Source organism: Mesorhizobium sp. P2_E9, from assembly GCF_056403815.1.
This window is the reverse complement of the sequence record NZ_JBFUET010000005.1, coordinates 250,168-267,174: the sequence shown is the minus strand read 5'-3', so window position 1 is coordinate 267,174 and position 17,007 is coordinate 250,168. Positions and strand designations below refer to the sequence as shown.

14 protein-coding genes are annotated in these 17,007 nt (G+C 62.9%); 5 read left to right on the top strand and 9 right to left on the bottom strand.

Annotated elements, in window-relative coordinates; translation table 11 throughout:
- Positions 1-9 precede the first annotated feature (9 nt).
- Positions 10-831: an ABC transporter permease gene (locus AC1D05_RS11525; RefSeq protein WP_027031413.1), complete on the bottom strand. Its 822-nt coding sequence runs from the start codon at positions 829-831 to the stop codon at positions 10-12.
- Positions 828-1,745: an ABC transporter permease gene (locus AC1D05_RS11520; RefSeq protein WP_477223235.1), complete on the bottom strand. Its 918-nt coding sequence runs from the start codon at positions 1,743-1,745 to the stop codon at positions 828-830. Before AC1D05_RS11520 ends, AC1D05_RS11525 begins: the two co-directional genes overlap by 4 nt.
- Positions 1,746-2,016: 271 nt before the next feature.
- Here AC1D05_RS11520 and AC1D05_RS11515 point away from each other — a divergent pair, with 271 nt between their 5' ends.
- Positions 2,017-3,435 (top strand): aminotransferase, encoded by a 1,419-nt coding sequence (locus AC1D05_RS11515; protein WP_477440857.1) that lies wholly within the window; start codon positions 2,017-2,019, stop codon positions 3,433-3,435.
- A gap of 291 nt (positions 3,436-3,726) precedes the next feature.
- Here AC1D05_RS11515 and AC1D05_RS11510 read toward each other — a convergent pair whose 3' ends face one another.
- A complete protein-coding gene (locus AC1D05_RS11510) occupies positions 3,727-4,998 on the bottom strand; it encodes a calcium-binding protein (RefSeq protein WP_477440856.1) in 1,272 nt (423 codons plus the stop codon).
- Between the two features lie 76 nt (positions 4,999-5,074).
- Positions 5,075-6,277: an aromatic ring-hydroxylating oxygenase subunit alpha gene (locus AC1D05_RS11505; protein ID WP_477440855.1), complete on the bottom strand. Its 1,203-nt coding sequence runs from the start codon at positions 6,275-6,277 to the stop codon at positions 5,075-5,077.
- A gap of 496 nt (positions 6,278-6,773) precedes the next feature.
- Between AC1D05_RS11505 and AC1D05_RS11500 the strand changes: the two genes are divergently transcribed.
- Positions 6,774-7,184: a hypothetical protein gene (locus tag AC1D05_RS11500; protein WP_477440924.1), complete on the top strand. Its 411-nt coding sequence runs from the start codon at positions 6,774-6,776 to the stop codon at positions 7,182-7,184.
- Between the two features lie 121 nt (positions 7,185-7,305).
- On the opposite strand, the gene AC1D05_RS11495 is transcribed toward AC1D05_RS11500, so the two are convergent.
- Both AC1D05_RS11495 and AC1D05_RS11490 read right to left on the bottom strand, forming a co-directional pair.
- Entirely contained in the window at positions 7,306-9,393 is a 2,088-nt protein-coding gene (locus tag AC1D05_RS11495) for a PAS domain S-box protein (protein WP_477440854.1), read from the bottom strand.
- Positions 9,394-9,500: 107 nt separating this feature from the next.
- Positions 9,501-10,274: a response regulator gene (locus tag AC1D05_RS11490; RefSeq protein ID WP_477440853.1), complete on the bottom strand. Its 774-nt coding sequence runs from the start codon at positions 10,272-10,274 to the stop codon at positions 9,501-9,503.
- Between the two features lie 45 nt (positions 10,275-10,319).
- Here AC1D05_RS11490 and AC1D05_RS11485 point away from each other — a divergent pair, with 45 nt between their 5' ends.
- A complete protein-coding gene (locus AC1D05_RS11485; RefSeq protein ID WP_477440852.1) occupies positions 10,320-11,021 on the top strand; it encodes a winged helix-turn-helix domain-containing protein in 702 nt (233 codons plus the stop codon).
- 68 nt (positions 11,022-11,089) lie between these two features.
- On the opposite strand, the gene AC1D05_RS11480 is transcribed toward AC1D05_RS11485, so the two are convergent.
- Entirely contained in the window at positions 11,090-11,257 is a 168-nt protein-coding gene (locus AC1D05_RS11480) for a hypothetical protein (protein ID WP_477440851.1), read from the bottom strand.
- Between the two features lie 200 nt (positions 11,258-11,457).
- Between AC1D05_RS11480 and AC1D05_RS11475 the strand changes: the two genes are divergently transcribed.
- Together AC1D05_RS11475 and AC1D05_RS11470 are read left to right on the top strand one after the other, a co-directional pair.
- Positions 11,458-11,766: a hypothetical protein gene (locus AC1D05_RS11475; protein WP_477440850.1), complete on the top strand. Its 309-nt coding sequence runs from the start codon at positions 11,458-11,460 to the stop codon at positions 11,764-11,766.
- A 219-nt stretch (positions 11,767-11,985) separates the two neighbouring features.
- Complete coding sequence (locus AC1D05_RS11470) at positions 11,986-12,441, top strand: L,D-transpeptidase (protein ID WP_096450896.1); 456 nt, start codon at positions 11,986-11,988, stop codon at positions 12,439-12,441.
- Between the two features lie 155 nt (positions 12,442-12,596).
- Here the strand turns inward: AC1D05_RS11470 and AC1D05_RS11465 are convergent, their stop codons facing one another.
- Together AC1D05_RS11465 and AC1D05_RS11460 are read right to left on the bottom strand one after the other, a co-directional pair.
- The gene (locus tag AC1D05_RS11465) at positions 12,597-15,680 is read right to left on the bottom strand and encodes an efflux RND transporter permease subunit (RefSeq protein ID WP_477440849.1); all 3,084 of its coding nucleotides are present in this window, start codon (positions 15,678-15,680) and stop codon (positions 12,597-12,599) included.
- The gene (locus AC1D05_RS11460) at positions 15,677-16,975 is read right to left on the bottom strand and encodes an efflux RND transporter periplasmic adaptor subunit (RefSeq protein WP_477440848.1); all 1,299 of its coding nucleotides are present in this window, start codon (positions 16,973-16,975) and stop codon (positions 15,677-15,679) included. The genes AC1D05_RS11465 and AC1D05_RS11460 overlap by 4 nt, the downstream gene beginning before the upstream one ends.
- Positions 16,976-17,007 lie beyond the last annotated feature (32 nt).

The following is a 17,007-nucleotide window of genomic DNA, read 5'->3' as shown; positions in this document are numbered from 1 at the left end:
TGCGGCTGTTCAGGCATAGAGGCCTCCCTCGTTCTGGGTGCGTCTGGCCGCGCGGCGACGCAGGATTTCGGCGACGGTCATCAACAGGAAAGAGGCAACCAGAAGCAGCGTGCCCAGCGCCAGCACGCCCGGCAGTTTCGACGCGAAACGCAACTGGCCCCAGATGTAGATCGGCAGCGTCGCTTCGGTACCGGTCAGGAAGAAGGCGATGATGAACTCGTCGAGCGAGATGGTGAAGCAGACGAGCAGGCTGGAAATGATCGCCGGCGCCACCATCGGCAGCGTCACCCGCCGGAAGGTGCCGAAGGCGCTTTCGCCGAGATCGGCGGAGGCTTCCTCCAGGCTGCGATCAAAACCTTCGAAGCCGGAGGTCAGCACCGTCATCGAATAGGGGATGCAGACCAGCACGTGACCGAGCACGACGGTGAACAGCGACAGGCTGAGGCCGAGCTGCAGCATCACCAGCAGCATCGAGATGGCGACGATCACCTCGGGCAGCACCAGCGGCGCCATGATGAGGCCGTTGATGGTGCGGCGACCGGGGTAGCGGTAGCGGGTGATCGAACGGGCGGCGAGGATGCCGAGCACGGTGGCGAGAATCGAGGCGGAGACGCCGACTTTCAGGCTGTTCCAGGCGGCGTCGAGCAGGGCCGGCGTGTGCGGCAGGTCCGCATACCATTGCAGGGTGAAGCCGGTGAGCGGGAATTTCGGCGTTGGCGCCGTGTTGATCGAGAAGATCGGCAGGAAGATGACAGGCAGATAGAGGAAGACGACATAGAGGAACGCATAGACGGACAGCCAGCCGCCCGACAAGAAACGCCGCGCCCTCATCGTGCCAGCCTCTGCAGTGCGCGGATGATCAGCACCGTGGCGCCGGCCATCAAGGTGACGATCAGCATGGTGGTGACGGAAAGCGCGGCACCCAGCGGCCAGTTGGCCGCCTTGCCGAACTGCGCCTGGATGGCGTTGGCGATCATGACGCCGTCCTTGCCGCCGACCAGCTTCGGCGTGACATAGTCGCCGACGGTCGGGATCATGACGATCAGCGCCGCCGAGATGACGCCCGGCGCCGACAGCGGCAAGGTCACACGCAGGAACGAGCGCAAGGGACCATCGCCGAGATCAGTGGCTGCTTCGACCAGGGTGCGGTCGACTTTTTCCAGCGAGACGAAGATCGGCAGGATGGCGAAGGCCGCCCATGCGTGGGTGAGCGTGATGATGACGGCAGTCGAATTGTAGAGCAGCGCCGTCGACGGCTCGTCGATGATGCCGAGGCCCATCAGGCCGGAATTGAGCACGCCATTATAGCCGAGGATGACCTTCCACGACATGACGCGCAGGAGATAGCTGGTCCAGAACGGGATGGTGATGAGGAACAGCCACAGGCTCTTGTGACGGCCGCCATGGAAGGAAATGAAGTAGGCGATCGGGTAGGCCAGGATGACGGTGAACAGGCTGACCGTCAGCGAGATGTAGAGCGAGCGCCACAACAGATCGCGGTAGATCGGCTCGGTCAGCGCGACGCGATAGTTTTCCAGCGTGAAGGTGCGGTCGATGGTCAGGTAGTGCTGCGTCCAGAAGGAGTGGGCGATGACCACCAGGATCGGCAGGACCAGCAGGATGAGCGCGTAGAGAAAGGTCGGACTGATCAGGGCAAAGCCCTGGACGGGTTCGGATTGCAGAAGGGCATTTCGTCTGGCCCGCGTCATGCGCCACGGGGGCGACCCTTCCACCGCCGCCGTCATTGCCAGACTCCGGGGGGTAGGGCTCCGGGCGCGATCTCGGTTGCGGGCTTGGATTTTTCCGCCATGCGGCATCCCATTGTGCTGACGCCGACTGTCGTTCCCCTTGCCGGCTTTCTTTCATCATGCGCGCATCCGTGGATTGAAATCAAGCGCTATTTCTGAGATATTGATTGAACGGACATTCAAAATTAGGTGAAGAAAGCCGACATTTCCGGCATTTACCGCCGATTTTTGAGGTCCAGGAAAATTCGAAAGAGATGTGGAGACGACAATGGCTGCGGTGAGAGACCTGAAGGCGACCGAAATGGCAGCGTCCGGCGGCGACGATGCCATTGAACTGGGCAAGCGCCATCTCATCCAGCCCTGGCCTTATGCCGGTTCGGTTGGTGCCGAGGCACGCGCGCTGATCGGTGAAGGCGATGGCATCTACATCACCGACAACACCGGCAAGCGGCTGATCGACGGGCCTGCCGGCATGTGGTGCGTCAATGTCGGCCACCGCCGCGAGGAACTGGCCAGGGTGATGTACGACCAGGCGATGGCGCTGTCCTACAACACGCCCTGGTACACGATGAACGCGCCGTCGGCCGAACTTGCCATGCGCATCGCCGACCATGCGCCGGGCGATCTCAGCCATGTCTTCTACACCACCGGCGGCTCGTCGGCCGTCGAGACGGCGCTGCGCTTCATGCAGTTCTACAACAATGTGCGCGGCCGGCCGGAAAAGAAGCTGATCCTGTCGCGCGGCGGCGCCTATCATGGCTCGACCTATCTGTCGGCCTCGCTCAACGGCCGTCCGCGCGACCGCGACTGGATGGACGGCGCCGACGAGCTGGTGATCAAGCTGTCCTCGCCCGATCCGTTCCGCCGTCCGCACGGCATGAGCCTTGCCGCCTTCACCGATTTCCTCGTTGACCAGTTCCGCGACACGGTCGCCCGCGTCGGCGCCGACAAGATCGGTGCTTTCGTCGGCGAGCCGGTGCAGGCATCAGGAGGCGTCGTGATCCCGCCGGACGGCTATCTCAAGCGCATCCGCGAGATCTGCCGCGACAACGACATCCTCTATGTCTCCGACGAGGTGGTGACGGGCTTCGGCCGGCTTGGCCATGTCTTTGCCTCGGGCGACGTGTTCGGCATCGATCCCGACATGATCACCTTCGCCAAGGGTATCACCTCAGGCTATTTCCCGCTCGGCGGCGTCATCATCTCGGAACGGCTGTTGCAGGAGTTGCGCCGCTCGAACCATCCCGACGCGATGTTCGGCCACGGTCTGACCTACACCAGCCACCCCGTCGGTTGTGCCGTGGCGCTGAAAAACCTCGACCTGCTGGAAGAAAGCGTGCTTGCTCACACGCAGGAAGTCGCGCCGTATTTCCAGGCGCAGCTGAAGACGCTGGAAGAGCTGCCGCTGGTCGGCGAGGTGCGCGGCGTCGGGCTGATGGGCTGCGTCGAATGCGTGGCGGACCGCGAAAGCAAGGACCCGCTGCAGCTCGACAAGGATGTCGGTAAACGCATCGACGCGCATTGCCACGAACTTGGCCTGCTGGTGCGGCCGCTGATCAACATGTGCGTGATGTCGCCGCCGCTGATCATCACGCGCGAGCAGATCGACGACATGGTCGGCATTTTGCGCGAGGGCATTTCGCGGACTATGGACGATCTCAGAAAAGAAGGCGTGTGGCGGGGGTGAGGCTTCTTCCTTCTCCCCGCTTCACGGGGAGGTGAGGAGAGGCCCGCGCAGCGGACGAAAAGCCAATTGCTTGGCTTTTCGAACGACGAACGCCCGAAGGGCGGATGAGGGGCGGCGCCAACATTGGCGATTGGCCGCATCCGCAAATGCGTCGCCAGTCCAACGCGATAATCTCGCAGGCACTGTGCTGCCCCTCACCTGCCTGCCGGCATCCTCTCTCCGTATAGTGACGGGGAGAGGGGCGCTCTCATCAATGGTTTCGCCAATTACCCGCGCGCTGTTGGCTGCGGACTATTCCCACGGCATTTTTACGGGCTGATCGGCGGCGCGGATAAGGAGCGTCCTTCCATCCCGGGGAATATCGAAGGCCAGCTTGGCCCCGGCCATGGCGCCCGTCAGCTTGACGGTCATGGTGTCGGCGCTATCCGAAAAGCCGATGGTCAGCGTGCCGTCATCGTTCTGGGTGACCTTTGCATTGGCCATGTCCAGACGCTGCGTACCGTCATCGTTGAAGCGCGAGATCGCCAGTGCTCCGTTGGTCTCGATCTGGTCGTGGCCTTCGCCATTGACCAGAAAAACATGCGCGGCCCGGTCGCCGGTGTTGTTCAGGACGATCCTGTCATCGCCGGCGCCGCCGTGGACGGAGGCGATCTTGTCTCCGGTGATGATGATCGTGTCGTCGCCGCTGCCGCCATCGACATCACTTACATCGGAGGCCATGATTTGCAGCAGGTCGTTGCCGTCTTCGCCATGCACGCGGGAGGCGCGATCGGCGCTCACGGCCACGGTGTCATCGCCCGATCCGGCATAGATCTGGTTCACGCCCCGCGCGGCCACATTGATCGTGTCTCGGCCACCGCCGCCATAGACATGGCTCACGCCGGCGGCAGCGATAGCGATCTGGTCGTTGCCGTCACCGCCATCGACTTGCCAGACGGAGCGGCCGGCGCTTATGGCGATCGCATCATTGCCGCCATCGCCATAGACGCGGTCCACGTCGGAGGCTGCTGACAGCGCCATGCTGTCATCGCCGGCGCCACCGTTGATGACGTCTATGCCGCGGTCGAATGGTTCCTGCCCGGCCTGTGTGCTGGTGATTGCAATGGCGTCGTTGCCGTCGCCGCCATCGACGTTGGTGGCGCTGCCGTGCGCGGCGATCGAGATCGCATCATTGCCACTGCCGGCGTAGATGCGACTGACTGATGGTAGTACGCCACCGCCCCAATTCGTGAGGCCGCCTGAGGTGCGAATGGCGATCACGTCATTGCCAGCGCCGGTGTCGACGATATCGGCCTCGTTGGCGTCTATCGATACCGCGTCGTTGCCGCTCCCGGTCGACACGCTGACGGTCGCGCCAGGCGCCTGGGCCGCGACGGCGGTGTTGCCTTTTGCGTCCATGAGGATGCGGATGATCGTCGAGACTGCCTTGCTGGCGCGATCGTCGCTCACCAACCCAGGCGTTGCCGACTGGTCACGACCGGACACCTTGGCGTCTAAGCCTTGCAGGAGCTGAACGGCCAGGCCTGCCGTTGGATTGGTTCGCAGTGGTGTGATGCTCGACATGCCCGGGTCCAACGGCCAGTGGCGGCCGATCCCACACTATCGTGCCTTTGGTTATCAAACGGTGATAGGCAGCGGTCTACGATCGCGATCTGAGCGCGTCGTTCAAATTCCACATGTCCTTCTCCTCGGGCGCCGTCTCCAGGCCCAAGACCGGCAGCATCTTGCGCAGATGGTCGTGGTGGGTGCGCACGCCATATTCGAGGTCGGAGAGATAAAAGCCCTCGAAGGCTTCGGACAGCATGGATTCGTTCGACCACACGGACAGCTGCACATCTTCCGACATGGTGTCGCGGTCGATGCGGAAGGAGAGATAGCGGGCGGCGGCCTGTTCGCGGCTTTCGTCGCGGTAGCGGTAGATGGCGCCGCGCAGCAAGGTCTCACCCGTCGACAGCGGAAACTCCTGATAGAACTGCACTGATTCCGGCATCACCGAAATCACCGTATTGGGGAAGATGCCGTAATAGACCCAGGCCTTCTTCAGATAGTCCGGCAGATGTGTCGGCTCGGGCGCGATGTTGACATAGTTCTTGACGCTCCAGCGGCGGCCGGCATGCGGGTTGTAGGTGGCGAAGGATCGCGACACGCCGTTGATGAAGGGTTCGTCGAAGTAGGTCGCGCCATAAAGATCTTGCAGCGCAGGATGCGCCATGGCGACGTGATAGCCCTCATTGTCGACATCGCGCACCGACTTCCAGTTGACCGGGGTCTTCTGGCTCCAAATGCCCCAGGACGGCACCATGTCGGCGGCATTGTAATGCGCGAATTCGGGCTCGATCGGCTTCATCAGTTCGGCGACCGAAGGCTGCGGCCCACCATTGCGGAAGCGGATGAAAATAAAACCCATCCAGATTTCGAGATCGAGTTGCATCAGGCCGAACTCGGTCTTGTCGAGATCAGGGAAGGAGCGCGGGCGCGCGGCGCCACGCAGCGTGCCGTCGAGATTGTAGACCCAGCCATGGAACGGGCACACCAGCGCGTTCTTGCAATTGCCCTGGCTGTCGGCGACGACGCGGCTGCCGCGGTGGCGGCACATGTTGTTGAAGCCACGCACGACGCCATCCTTGCCGCGCACGATCAGGGCGCGTTCGCCGACCACGTCCATGGTCAGGTAGTCGCCGGCGTTGGGCACGTCGCTGACATGGCCGACGATCTGCCAATGGTTGCGGAAGACATGCTCCTTCTCGAGCTCGAGAAGGGCATCGGAATGGTAACTCCAGCCCGGTAGTCCCCGCCGGTCCCAATCGTTGGGGATCGCCACGTCACGGAGGTGCGGGTTCATAAAACGTCTCTTCTTTTTGTTGAATAATCATTCAATAAAATCATATTTTTCATTGAAATGCAATGGCTTGTAAAAATTCGTATGATTTTGGCGTAGAGTCTTTGCGTCGCTCCAGACTGAATTCGACGCAGCCGCCAGCCAGGAAAATTGCGGAGAATCCGGGTGTTAGCCCCGGTTTCCGAAATGTCGTCTCCGCTCGATTTCGACTAAGCGTGGGCTTGAAGAACTGGACGCCTCGCCGAGAGGCAAAAAGGGCTCGCCCAGGCCCGGCCGATCTGGTGTTAGGGAGGCGTCTGGCTGGAAGACCTGACGGGCTTGACCTGAGATTCGCTTGCCTCAGCCAGATGCCCCGCGAAATGACTGGTTATGCCCGGTTTTGCCCGAAACCGCTGTTTCAATTTGGTTACATTGGCAGAGCTTAACCAATTTTGTGCTGTTACAAAGTGCGATTAAGTTCGTTTCATCACCAAAAAGAAACGCAGCGAAGGGGAAGGCAATGTATGCGAAAGTCGAGACCATCAGCAGCGAACTCCGCCTCCAGGCTCCAGAGCGCGCTGACCGCCGCCCGAAGCTGGCCCTGCGCCAGCGCGCCAGCGACCACCCCATGGCCATGTTCATGGCGCTGGCTGCTTGCGCCTTCGCCGGCATGGCGTTCACGCCGACAGTTGGCCCGGCCTTCGCATCGCTAAATCCGCCGGCCAACGTCGTTGACGGCGCGCTGACGACAATCAAGACCGCCCGTCTGCCGATGCCGACGCTCGACTTCGCCTGCAAGGGGCAGTCCTGGGGCGCCGAGAGCGTCGATTGCCTGCGCGCCATCGCCGAGCAGTCCGGGACACACAAGGCCCGTGCGATCCGCATGATCGCCAACGCCGCGCCGCTGACCAACACGCCAAACGTTTTCTGATTTTTGTCGAAGCGTGATCCCGAAACCGGTTCCCTCTTCGGGATCATGCTCTGACCTCCCCGAGCGCTCCCTCCAGCGCTCCCTTCGGCTCCCGCCGCGCAATCGGCCGGGAGCCTTTTTTCTATCCGTTCAGGGCCGCTTGCTCGGCAATGGTTGAAAGCACGCTGCGCACATCGAGCGTGCTGAACGGCTTTTCCAGGATCTGTGGCCGCTGCGGCGCCGGCAAGGCTTCGATTTCCGCCTTGGCGCCAATCAGATCGCCGGTGACCAGCACGAAACGCCGTGCCAGGTCAGGCCTTTCGACGAGCAGCTCGCGGTAGATGGCCATGCCTGATATGCCGGGCATGCGCAGGTCCGAAAAGACGATGTCCGGCGGCATGTGGCCGCCCAGGGTGGCGGCGCCCGATTCCCAGACAGGGGCAATCCGCGACTTGATGCCCATCAGTTCGAGAATGTCGGACAAGGAGCCGGCGACGTCAGGCTCGTCGTCGATGATCAGGGCGTGACGCAGGCCGCTCGAGCGTGGCTGGGCTTCACCGGCGGCGGCGATACCGGCGGAAATGGCCGGCAACTGGACGACGAAACGCGCGCCTCTGGGCAGCACTTCCTCGAACCAGACATTGCCATTGTGCCGTTCGATGATCGATTTCGAGATCGACAGGCCGATGCCGGTGCCCACACCAACAGGCTTGGTGGTGAAATAGGATTCGAAGATCCGGTTGCGGATCGCTTCGGGAATGCCGGGCCCATTGTCCTCTACCGAGAAACCGGGTTTGCCCAGATCGCTGCGGAACGTCCGCACCTTGATCAGCCGGTCGCCGGCAACACCGGCCAAAGCGTGCTGGCTGTTGATGAGGAAATTGGCCGCCACCTGCGTCACATGGTCGGCATCCGCCATGGCCAGCAGCGGACCCGGCGCGAAATCGGTGTCGATGATGATGCCGCTCGAGCGCGCGCCATAGGCGGTGACCTCGAGTGCGGCGCGGATCACCTGATTGAGGTCGGTCTCGGCCTGTGCCGCCGGATGAAGGCGGACCATCGACAGGAAGCTTTTGACGATGCGGCCGCAGCGCTCGGCGGCGGCACGCACCTTCTCGGCGCGGACCTTGGTCTGTGGGTCGGAGGCGAATTCGTGCAACAACGTCGATTGCGCCACCACCACCGCCAGCGGGTTGTTGAGCTCGTGCGAGACGCCGGCGAGCAGGGAGCCCATCGCCGCCATCTTCTCGTTCTGATGCAGCTTCTCGCGCTGCCGGTTGATCTCTTCCTCGGCGCGCAGCCTGTCGCGCAGGTCGCGGATCGAGCCGAAGATCAGGCGGCGGTCGGCGACCCGCATCTCGGTCGCCGTCAGCTCGATGGGGAAGACCTCGCCGGCGGCATTCTGCGTCACGGTCTCGAGCCGCTGGCCGACCATCGGCGCGCCGCGGCCCGACATATAGTCGGCGCCCGAGGAATAACCCTTGCGGTAGTATTCCGGCACGACGGTGTCGAGCAGGTCCTTGCCGAGGATGTCGCTGCGTTGGAAGCCGAACATCTTTTCGGCGGCAGGATTGAATTCGATGATCGATCCGGCCTCGTCGATGACGATGATGGCGTCGAGCGAGGCCTGCAGCATGGTGCGGCGGATCACTTCGCTGGCATGGGCATCGGAGGGTGAGTGTTCGATGGCGTCGCCGATGGCGAGCGCGATGATGTGCAGCGTTGCCTCTTCCTCGTCGGTCCACTCGCGCTCCTCGACGCAATCATTGACCGCGAGCGTGCCCCACAGATGACCGTGCGCGAAGACCGACACCGACAGGAACGACTTGATGCTCTGCTTTTCGAAATCGGTTCTCAGGAACCCTTCGAGATTGCGCGTATGCCCGGCGAAGATCTTGCCCTGCCGTTCGTCCTCGGCCACGCGCTCCAGCAGTGGATCCGAATTGACGATCGACTGCATGATGACGGTCGGCGAGGCCAGTTCTCCGCCGAAGTCGGGGTCGATCCAGTAGGCGGACACCGATTGGGCAAAGCCCTGGCCGGGCAGTTCGCGCAGGCGGAAAAGGATGCCGCGCTGGCACTCCATGGCGCGGCACAGCGTTTCCAGTATGCCTTCCATCTCGCGCTGCCAGTCGCCGGCCTCGCGCAACCGGCGAACGACGCGCACGGCCGCCATCGCCGCGCCCTGCCTGAAACCCTGTGTATCCGTGCTTCTTGCTTCGCCCGTCATTTTCAGCCGTTATTCCAAAGTCATCCGAATTCGGTCGGGCCAATCCGATCGGCCCAATTCGATCGGCGAGCAACGGCTGTGAACCTGAGACCCCGTGGGCCTGGTGCTCAGTTGCTGTCGCCGGTCGGCAGCGAGAAGATATAGCCTTCACCGCGCACCGTGCGCAGGAATTTCGGGTTGGCCGGATCCGCCTCGATCTTCTTTCTCAGGCGCATGATGCGGATGTCGACGGCGCGCGACGATTCCGGATCCTCGGTGAAGCCGATGGCCTCCGAGATCGCGGCGCGCGTCAAAAGCCGGTTGGCGCGGGTCAGGAAAACCTCCAGCACATCGAATTCGCTCTTGGCCATGTCGATCACGGCGCCGTTGACGCCGGTGACCAGCCGGCCGTCAAGATCGGCCTGGAACGGGCCGAAGGCGACGGAACGGCGGTCCGTCCTGGCTTTCTTGTTGAGCAGCTCCGTTGGCTCTGGAACGCGGCGCAGCACGCTGCGCACCCTCGCCAGCAACTCGCGCAGTTCGTATGGCTTGACGATATAGTCGTCGGCGCCGAGTTCTAGCCCGACGATACGGTCGAGCGCAGTGCCGGCGGCGGTCGCGTAGATGATGCCGATCGGCATTTTCGAGCGCAGCCAGCGGCCGAGTGACAGCCCGTCCTCGCCCGGCATGGCGATGTCGAGAATGGCCAGATGAAAGGATTGAGTTTCGATCAGGCTGCGCGCGGCGGCAGCGGTTTCCGCAGACGCCACATCATAGCCGGCGGCGCCGAGATATTCGGCAACCGCGTCCCTCAGGTCGGGCTCGTCCTCGACGATAATAATTCTTGCCCGCACGATGCCCTCGCTCCCACTTTCAGTGGAAAGTAGATTGGGTATAAACATGATGTCCAGCACTCATATCCGGTTGCAAGGGAACGGTTGGAAAACATGGCCGCACGAGCCGTCATTGCACTTGTTTCCGTTGCCGAGGTGGTGGCGACCGAACTTGCCGACCATCTCGAGCGGCGTGGCCATGATGTGCGCCAGGCGCGGCAGCCCTGGGAGGCGGAATCGCTGCTGGCGGGCGGGGGCATCGATGTCGTTGTCGTCGGTGACAGCCTCAGCCAGGCGGAAGGGCGGGATCTGCTGAGGCGTTATGGCGGCCAAGGCGGGGGCGGCGAGGATGGGCCCGATTTCATCCTGATCTGCCGGCCAGCCGATCTCGTCGACAAGGTGCTGGCGCTCGAACTGGGTGCGGCCGACGTTGTCGAAAGCCCGCTCAATGTCAGGGAATTGGCCGCCCGGGTCGGCGGCCTGCTTTCGCGGCGCGGCAGGGGCACCCAGGAACTGATCGTGCTGGAGAACGCGACCGTCGATTTGAGATCGGCGATCGTCATGCACCGCTCCGGCACGGAGGAGCAGCTCTCGCCCGGTCAGGTGGCGCTGCTCAGGCTGTTCCTGGCGAGCCCCCGCAAGGTGCTGACGCGTGACGACATCATCGCCGCCGCACCGGCCGAGAACGCCGACGCCTTCGATCGCTCGATCGATTCGCGTATCGTGCGGCTGCGCCGCAAGCTCGACACCGAAACCATCACCACCATACGCGGCACCGGCTACCGGTTCGATCCGCCACAACAATTCGCCGACTGAAGGCTGGACACTCGGGCTATCTTGCTGGCTGAGCATCGGATGTTCCAACGCACCGACGCTCCCGAAACTCAGCGTACCACCAGTAGCGACGGACCCGATGGTACGTCATTGGCCATGGCGATTTCGTACGCGTGGGCCCGGTTCTTAAGCAGAACAGTGGCAAGGGCGGCAAAGCCGAGCAGGCCCTGCGCATAAAGCAGTGCGGAAAGCACCGAGGCTGCGAATTTCGTTTTCATCGTTCCAACTCCCCAGAAGTGTCAATTCTTCAAAAATGAATGTGTCGCGGGTACTTCAGGAAACTCCCGAAGTGCCCGCGCCGCCCACGGAGCCCCCCGCAGCGGCGCGGGCCTTCGGTCCTCTCGGCAGCAAGTTGCCGGAGGGGCCGCGCAATGCCAGCAACCGAAGGCCAACCCGCCAGAGGGCCTTGAGCCGGGCGATGCGCAGGCTGGAAACAATCCAGACCGAGGCGGAAAACAGGGCGACGTGCAGGGTAGAGATATCGCTCGAACTCATCGCCGCCAGCCTTGCCGCGGGGCCGCCGGCAACCGTGCCGACGCCGCCGATGACTGCTGCCGTGATGCTGATCCTGAAGAGCCAGGACCGCGTGTTCGTTTTCGTTCCCATGGTCGTTGCCGTCTGCTTTCGTTGCGTCAACTTTGCTTCCCGCCCGTATCCGGATCATGCCGCCCGAAGCAGCGTTTTGTTGCAGATTGGTTTCGAGATCGAGCCCCGTTCTTTCATATAAGAGGTATTCGAACTTTCGTTTCACGGGAAATACCCATGCGCCGCATCCCATCCCCGTTTCGCGGGTGAGACCGCAGTCGCCAAGACCGCCTACCCGTTAACCAGAGGAAACAGATTCGAAACACAAACGAGCATTTCGCGAAATCTCTTCGAAACATGCCACAGCGATAAGCCGCACATCGAATTGGAGCCGGCCGAACCGGCAGAGAGAGGGGACATCATGCACACCACCATTTCCGCCAAGCTCATCAACATCACCGCCGCCGCGCTCACCGGTGCAGCACTTCTGTTCGGCGCAAACGCGGCGCACGCCGCCAACAAGATCGTGGCGCGGGTCTCGCTGTCACAGCAGGTCATGGAAGTTTCGGTCGATGGCCGGCCGACGTTCGCCTGGAAGGTTTCCACCGGCGACCGGGCGCATGTGACGCCGACCGGCTCGTTCAAGCCGACGCGCATGCATGAGATGTGGTATTCGAAGAAGTACGACAACGCCCCGATGCCGCACTCGGTGTTCTTCAGCGGCGGCTACGCGGTGCACGCCACCTATGCCATCAAGCGCCTCGGCCAGCCGGCCTCGCATGGCTGCGTGCGGCTGCATCCCGACAACGCCGCCGATTTCTACCAGCTTGTCGAAACCTTCGGGCCGGCCAACACCAGCATCGTCATCGTCAAGTAGCAGGCTGGGAACGGGCCGGTTTACTGCCGCGCCTGTTCAGGACTCCCGCCGGAACATTCCGGCGGTATTGAGCACCGCTCAAGCCGGCGGTATCGAGCGCAGCCAAAAAAAGAGGCCGGGGAAATCCTGGCCTCTTTTTTGTTCTTCGGTTTCTATCAGTCCTGCAGTGCCGGCATCAATTTCGGATCCGGCTTTTCCGCGTGATGCGGCAGGTCCTTGCTGGCGATGAAGGTGTAGAACATGGGCACGACGAAGAGCGTGAACATGGTCCCGACCAGGATGCCGGTGAAGATGACCAGGCCCATCGAATAGCGGGCCGCCGCACCCGCGCCGCTCGACGTGATCAGCGGCACGACGCCAAGCGCCATGGCCGCCGTCGTCATCAGGATCGGCCGCAACCGCACCTTGGCCGAGGCGATGATGGCGTCACGCCGCCGCATGCCATGCGCCTCGCGCTGCTGGTTGGCGAATTCGACCAGCAGGATGCCGTGCTTGGTGATCAGGCCGATCAGCGTGATCAGGCCGACCTGCGTGTAGATGTTGAGCGTGCCGAGGCCCAGATTGAGCGGTACGATGGCGCCGAAGATCGATAGCGGCACCGCCATCATGATGATCAGCGGGTCGCGGAAGCTTTCAAACTGCGCCGCCAGCACGAGGTAGATGACGATGACGGCCGCTCCGAAAGCGATCAGGATGGTGTTGCCCTGTTCCTTCTCTTGCCGGGACTGGCCGGAATAATCGATGAAGAAGGTGTCGGGCAGGCTCTCCCTGGCAATATCCTCGAGGACCTTCAAACCGTCGCCCGTGGTAACACCGGGCAGTGGCAGCGCGGAGATGGTCGACGAATTCAGCTGGTTGAACTGTTCGATGGCCGCCGGCGACGCATTGTTCGAAATCTTCACCACGGCCGACAGCGGCACCATCTCGCCCGTCACGCTGCGAACGAAATATTCGCCGAGCCTTTCGGGGTTGTCGCGGAATTGCTGCGGCACCTGCGGGATGATGTCATAGCTGTTGGAGTCGCGGTCGAACTGCGCCACTTCGGCGCCGCCGACCAGCAGCGTCAGCGTGCGGCCGATATCGGCGATCGGCAGGTTGAGTGCGGCGGCGCGGTCGCGATCGATGGTCACCGTCACCTGCGGCGAATCATAAGACATCGAGTTCTGCACGACGATGAAGCGGCCGGAGGCCTGCGCCTTGTTCTTGATCTGCTCGGCCGCCTTATACACTTCCGCGGAGTCGCCGGTCGAGCGTACCACCAGGGCGATCGGTAGGCCGCCGCCGGAGCCCGGCAGCGTCGGCGGTGCGAAGACGAAGGCCTGGACACCCGCCACCTTGGCGAGGCGGGCCGTGATGTCGGCCTGCAGCTCCTTAGAACTGCGCTTGCGCTCAGCCCAATCCTTGAAGGCAAAGCCGACGAAGGCGCTGTTTGTCGTGCCACCGAAGGCGACCGCCGAGAACTGCGCCCGCGTTTCCGGAATATCCCTCACCAGGCCGAGCATCTGGTTCACATAGGTCTCGGTATAGTCCGATGTCGCATAGGTCGGCGCGGTCACGAGCGAGAGCAGGAAGCCCTGATCCTCTTCCGGCGCCAGCTCGCTCGATGTCTTGGTGAACATGAAGCCGGTCACGCCGACGAGCGCCAGCACGATGATCAGCGTCAAAGGGCGATAGTTGAGCGAGCCAGTGACGGCCCGCTCATAGACGTGCTCGACCCGCGCGAAAATGCCATCGACAATGCGCTGGAAACGGCCGGGCGTGCCGGCCTTCAAGAGGCGCGCCGACATCATCGGGGTGATGGTGACGGCGATGACGCCCGACAGCACGACCGAGCCGGCGAGCGTGACCGCGAATTCGCGGAACAGCGCACCGGTCAGGCCGCCGGTGAAGGCCAGCGGCGCGAACACGGCGGCCAGCGTCATGGTCATGGCGACGATGGCCGAAGCGATTTCGCGCATGCCGCTGAATGCCGCCTGCATTGGCGACATGTGGTCTTCTTCCATGTGGCGGTGAATATTCTCCACCACCACGATGGCGTCGTCGACGACAAGGCCGATCGCCAGCACCATGGCCAGCAGCGACAGAAGATTGATCGAATAGCCCACCGCAAACAACAGGAAGCAGACGCCGATCAGCGACAGCGGGATGGTGATGATCGGCATCATCACCGAGCGGAAAGAGCCAAGGAACAGAAGGATGACCACGACGACGATGGCAACCGCCTCGGCGATGGTCTTGAACACCTCGTCGATCGAGGCGCTGATCTGTCCGGTCGCATCATAGACGACCTCGATCGTCATGCCTTTCGGCAGCGTTTCCTGGATCTGCGGCACGAGCTTGGTGAGCGCTGCCGCGGTGGTCAGCGGGTTGGCCGCCGGGGTCGGGAAGATGGCGAGGAAGGTGCCAGGCTTGCCGTTGAAGGAGACCCTGGTGTCGGTGTTTTCCGCGCCGAGTTCGACGCGGGCAACGTCGCGCAGCCGCACGACGTTGCCGTCGGTCGAACGCAGGGGCAGTTCGGCGAAGGCTTCCGGTGTCTGCAGCGTCGAACGCACGGTGATCGACGAGACGACATATTCGTTCTGGGTGTTGCCGGGCGCCGACAGGAAGTTGGAATTGTTGATTGCCGCCAGCACTTCCGCCGCCGTCACGCCGCGCGCGGCAAGCCGGATCGGGTCGATCCAGACGCGCATCGAATATTGCTGGGCGCCGAAGATCTGGACGTCGGCGACACCTTCGACCGTCGACATGCGGGGCCTGATGACGCGCTCGATATACTCCGTCAGCTGCTCCTTCGTCATGTTCGGGTTCTGCATCGAGATGTACATCATCGCGAACTGCTGGCCGGTGCCCTTGACGATCACAGGGTCCTTGGAGGCGTCCGGCAAGGTGCCGCGCACGCCCTGGACCTTGGACAGCACTTCGGTCAGCGCCACGTCGGGGTTGGAGCCGAGCTTCATCTGCACCGTCACGGTGCTGGAGGACGGACGGCTCGACGAGGTGACGTAGTCGATGTTCTCGGTCGAAGCGACGGCGCGCGCGATCGGGGCGGAAATGAAGCCCTGGATCAGGTCGGCGCTGGCACCCGGATAAGCGGTCGTGATGGTGATCGCGGTTTCGTCCACCTTCGGATACTGCCGGATCGACAGGTTGAAGATGCCCTGGAAACCGAGCAGCAGGATCATGCAGGCAAGGACCGTCGACAGGACGGGCCGGCGAATGAAGAGATCGGAAAAGCTCATTGCTGGTCGGCCTGCTTGTTCGCCGATTTGGTCGGGTCGACTGTGTTGTCGACATTGACGGACATGCCGTTGAAAAGGCGGTTCTGGCCAGCGGTGACGACCTCCTCGCCCGCCTTCAGCCCTTCGACGATCTCGACCATGCCCTGATTGCGGCGGCCGGGCTTGACGAAGACCTGCGACAGCACCAGCGCGGGCTTGTCGCCTTCCGCCGCCGGCTTGGCCGGGTCGGCCGCTGGCTTGGTGGCATCAGAAGCGGCCTTGTCCGCTGGCTTGGCAGCGTCGGGGGCAGGCTTCGTGGCATCAGCCGCCGGCTTCATCGCATCGACTGCTGGTTTCATGGCATCCGCAGGCTTGGCATCCGCGGGCTTGGCCGGCTGCACGACGAAAATAAAGTCGCCATAGAGGCTGGTGGTCAGCGCCGTCTGCGGCAGCGACAGCACATTCTGTTCCTCGGGCAGCTCGACACGCACCTGCACGAACTGGCCAGGGGTGAGCTTGCCATCGGGATTGGCGACTTCGGCCCGGATGTTCACCAGCCGGCTGGACGGGTCGATCTTGGGGTCGATGCCGCGAATGGCGCCGGCGAATGGCATGTCCGAGCCGCTCAGGCCGAGCCGAACCGTCTGACCGATCTTGAGCAGCGGGAGCTGCTGTTCGGGAACCGAGAAGTCGACCCGCATCGTGTCGAGATCCTGCAGCGTCACCACCGAGGTGCCGGGCGACAGATATTGGCCAAGGTCGATCTTCGGGATGCCGACAGTGCCGGCGAAGGGCGCCGTCAGCTGCTTCTGGTCGAGCACGGCCTGCAGCCTAGTGACCTGGGATGCCGAAGCGGAGGCCGCAGCACGCGCGCTGTCCAGTGTCGAGTCGGAGCCGACACCGCGCTTGGTCAGTTCGAGGGCGCGGGTTAGCGACGTCTGATCGAGCGCGGCCTGCGCCTTCTGGGCGTCGAGATCGGCGCGCTCGACAGCGTCATCGAGCTGCAGCAGCACCGCATTGGCCGCCACTTTCTCGTTGGCGTGGAAGGGGATTTCCTTGACGATGCCGGCGGTCTCAACCGTCAGGTCGACACCGCGAACGGCTCGCACCGTACCGATCGCCTCGACGCCCGGCGTCCAGCTCGACGGCTTGGCAATGGTTGTCGACACCGTTGCAGCCGGCGGCTTCATGGTGGCGAAATACTGCTTGATCATGCTGTCGCGGAAGAAGTTGAACCAGACAATGCCACCGACCACGATGGCGAGCACAGCCAGGACGACAATGATGAGAAAGAAACGAAGTATGCGCTTGAACAAGGAAGTCCCCTCAGTCGAAATCCGGCGCGAAG

Excerpts from the sequence above, each read along its gene's own strand:
- AC1D05_RS11515 (WP_477440857.1), top strand. The coding sequence starts at position 2,017 with ATGGCTGCGGTGAGAGACCTGAAGGCGACCGAAATGGCAGCGTCCGGC.
- AC1D05_RS11510 (WP_477440856.1), bottom strand. The coding sequence starts at position 4,998 with ATGTCGAGCATCACACCACTGCGAACCAATCCAACGGCAGGCCTGGCC.
- AC1D05_RS11495 (WP_477440854.1), bottom strand. The coding sequence starts at position 9,393 with ATGACGGGCGAAGCAAGAAGCACGGATACACAGGGTTTCAGGCAGGGC.
- AC1D05_RS11520 (WP_477223235.1), bottom strand. The coding sequence starts at position 1,745 with ATGACGGCGGCGGTGGAAGGGTCGCCCCCGTGGCGCATGACGCGGGCC.
- AC1D05_RS11475 (WP_477440850.1), top strand. The coding sequence starts at position 11,458 with ATGCGCAGGCTGGAAACAATCCAGACCGAGGCGGAAAACAGGGCGACG.
- AC1D05_RS11505 (WP_477440855.1), bottom strand. The coding sequence starts at position 6,277 with ATGAACCCGCACCTCCGTGACGTGGCGATCCCCAACGATTGGGACCGG.
- AC1D05_RS11490 (WP_477440853.1), bottom strand. The coding sequence starts at position 10,274 with ATGTTTATACCCAATCTACTTTCCACTGAAAGTGGGAGCGAGGGCATC.
- AC1D05_RS11485 (WP_477440852.1), top strand. The coding sequence starts at position 10,320 with ATGGCCGCACGAGCCGTCATTGCACTTGTTTCCGTTGCCGAGGTGGTG.
- AC1D05_RS11525 (WP_027031413.1), bottom strand. The coding sequence starts at position 831 with ATGAGGGCGCGGCGTTTCTTGTCGGGCGGCTGGCTGTCCGTCTATGCG.
- AC1D05_RS11470 (WP_096450896.1), top strand. The coding sequence starts at position 11,986 with ATGCACACCACCATTTCCGCCAAGCTCATCAACATCACCGCCGCCGCG.
- AC1D05_RS11465 (WP_477440849.1), bottom strand. The coding sequence starts at position 15,680 with ATGAGCTTTTCCGATCTCTTCATTCGCCGGCCCGTCCTGTCGACGGTC.
- AC1D05_RS11480 (WP_477440851.1), bottom strand. The coding sequence starts at position 11,257 with ATGAAAACGAAATTCGCAGCCTCGGTGCTTTCCGCACTGCTTTATGCG.
- AC1D05_RS11500 (WP_477440924.1), top strand. The coding sequence starts at position 6,774 with ATGTATGCGAAAGTCGAGACCATCAGCAGCGAACTCCGCCTCCAGGCT.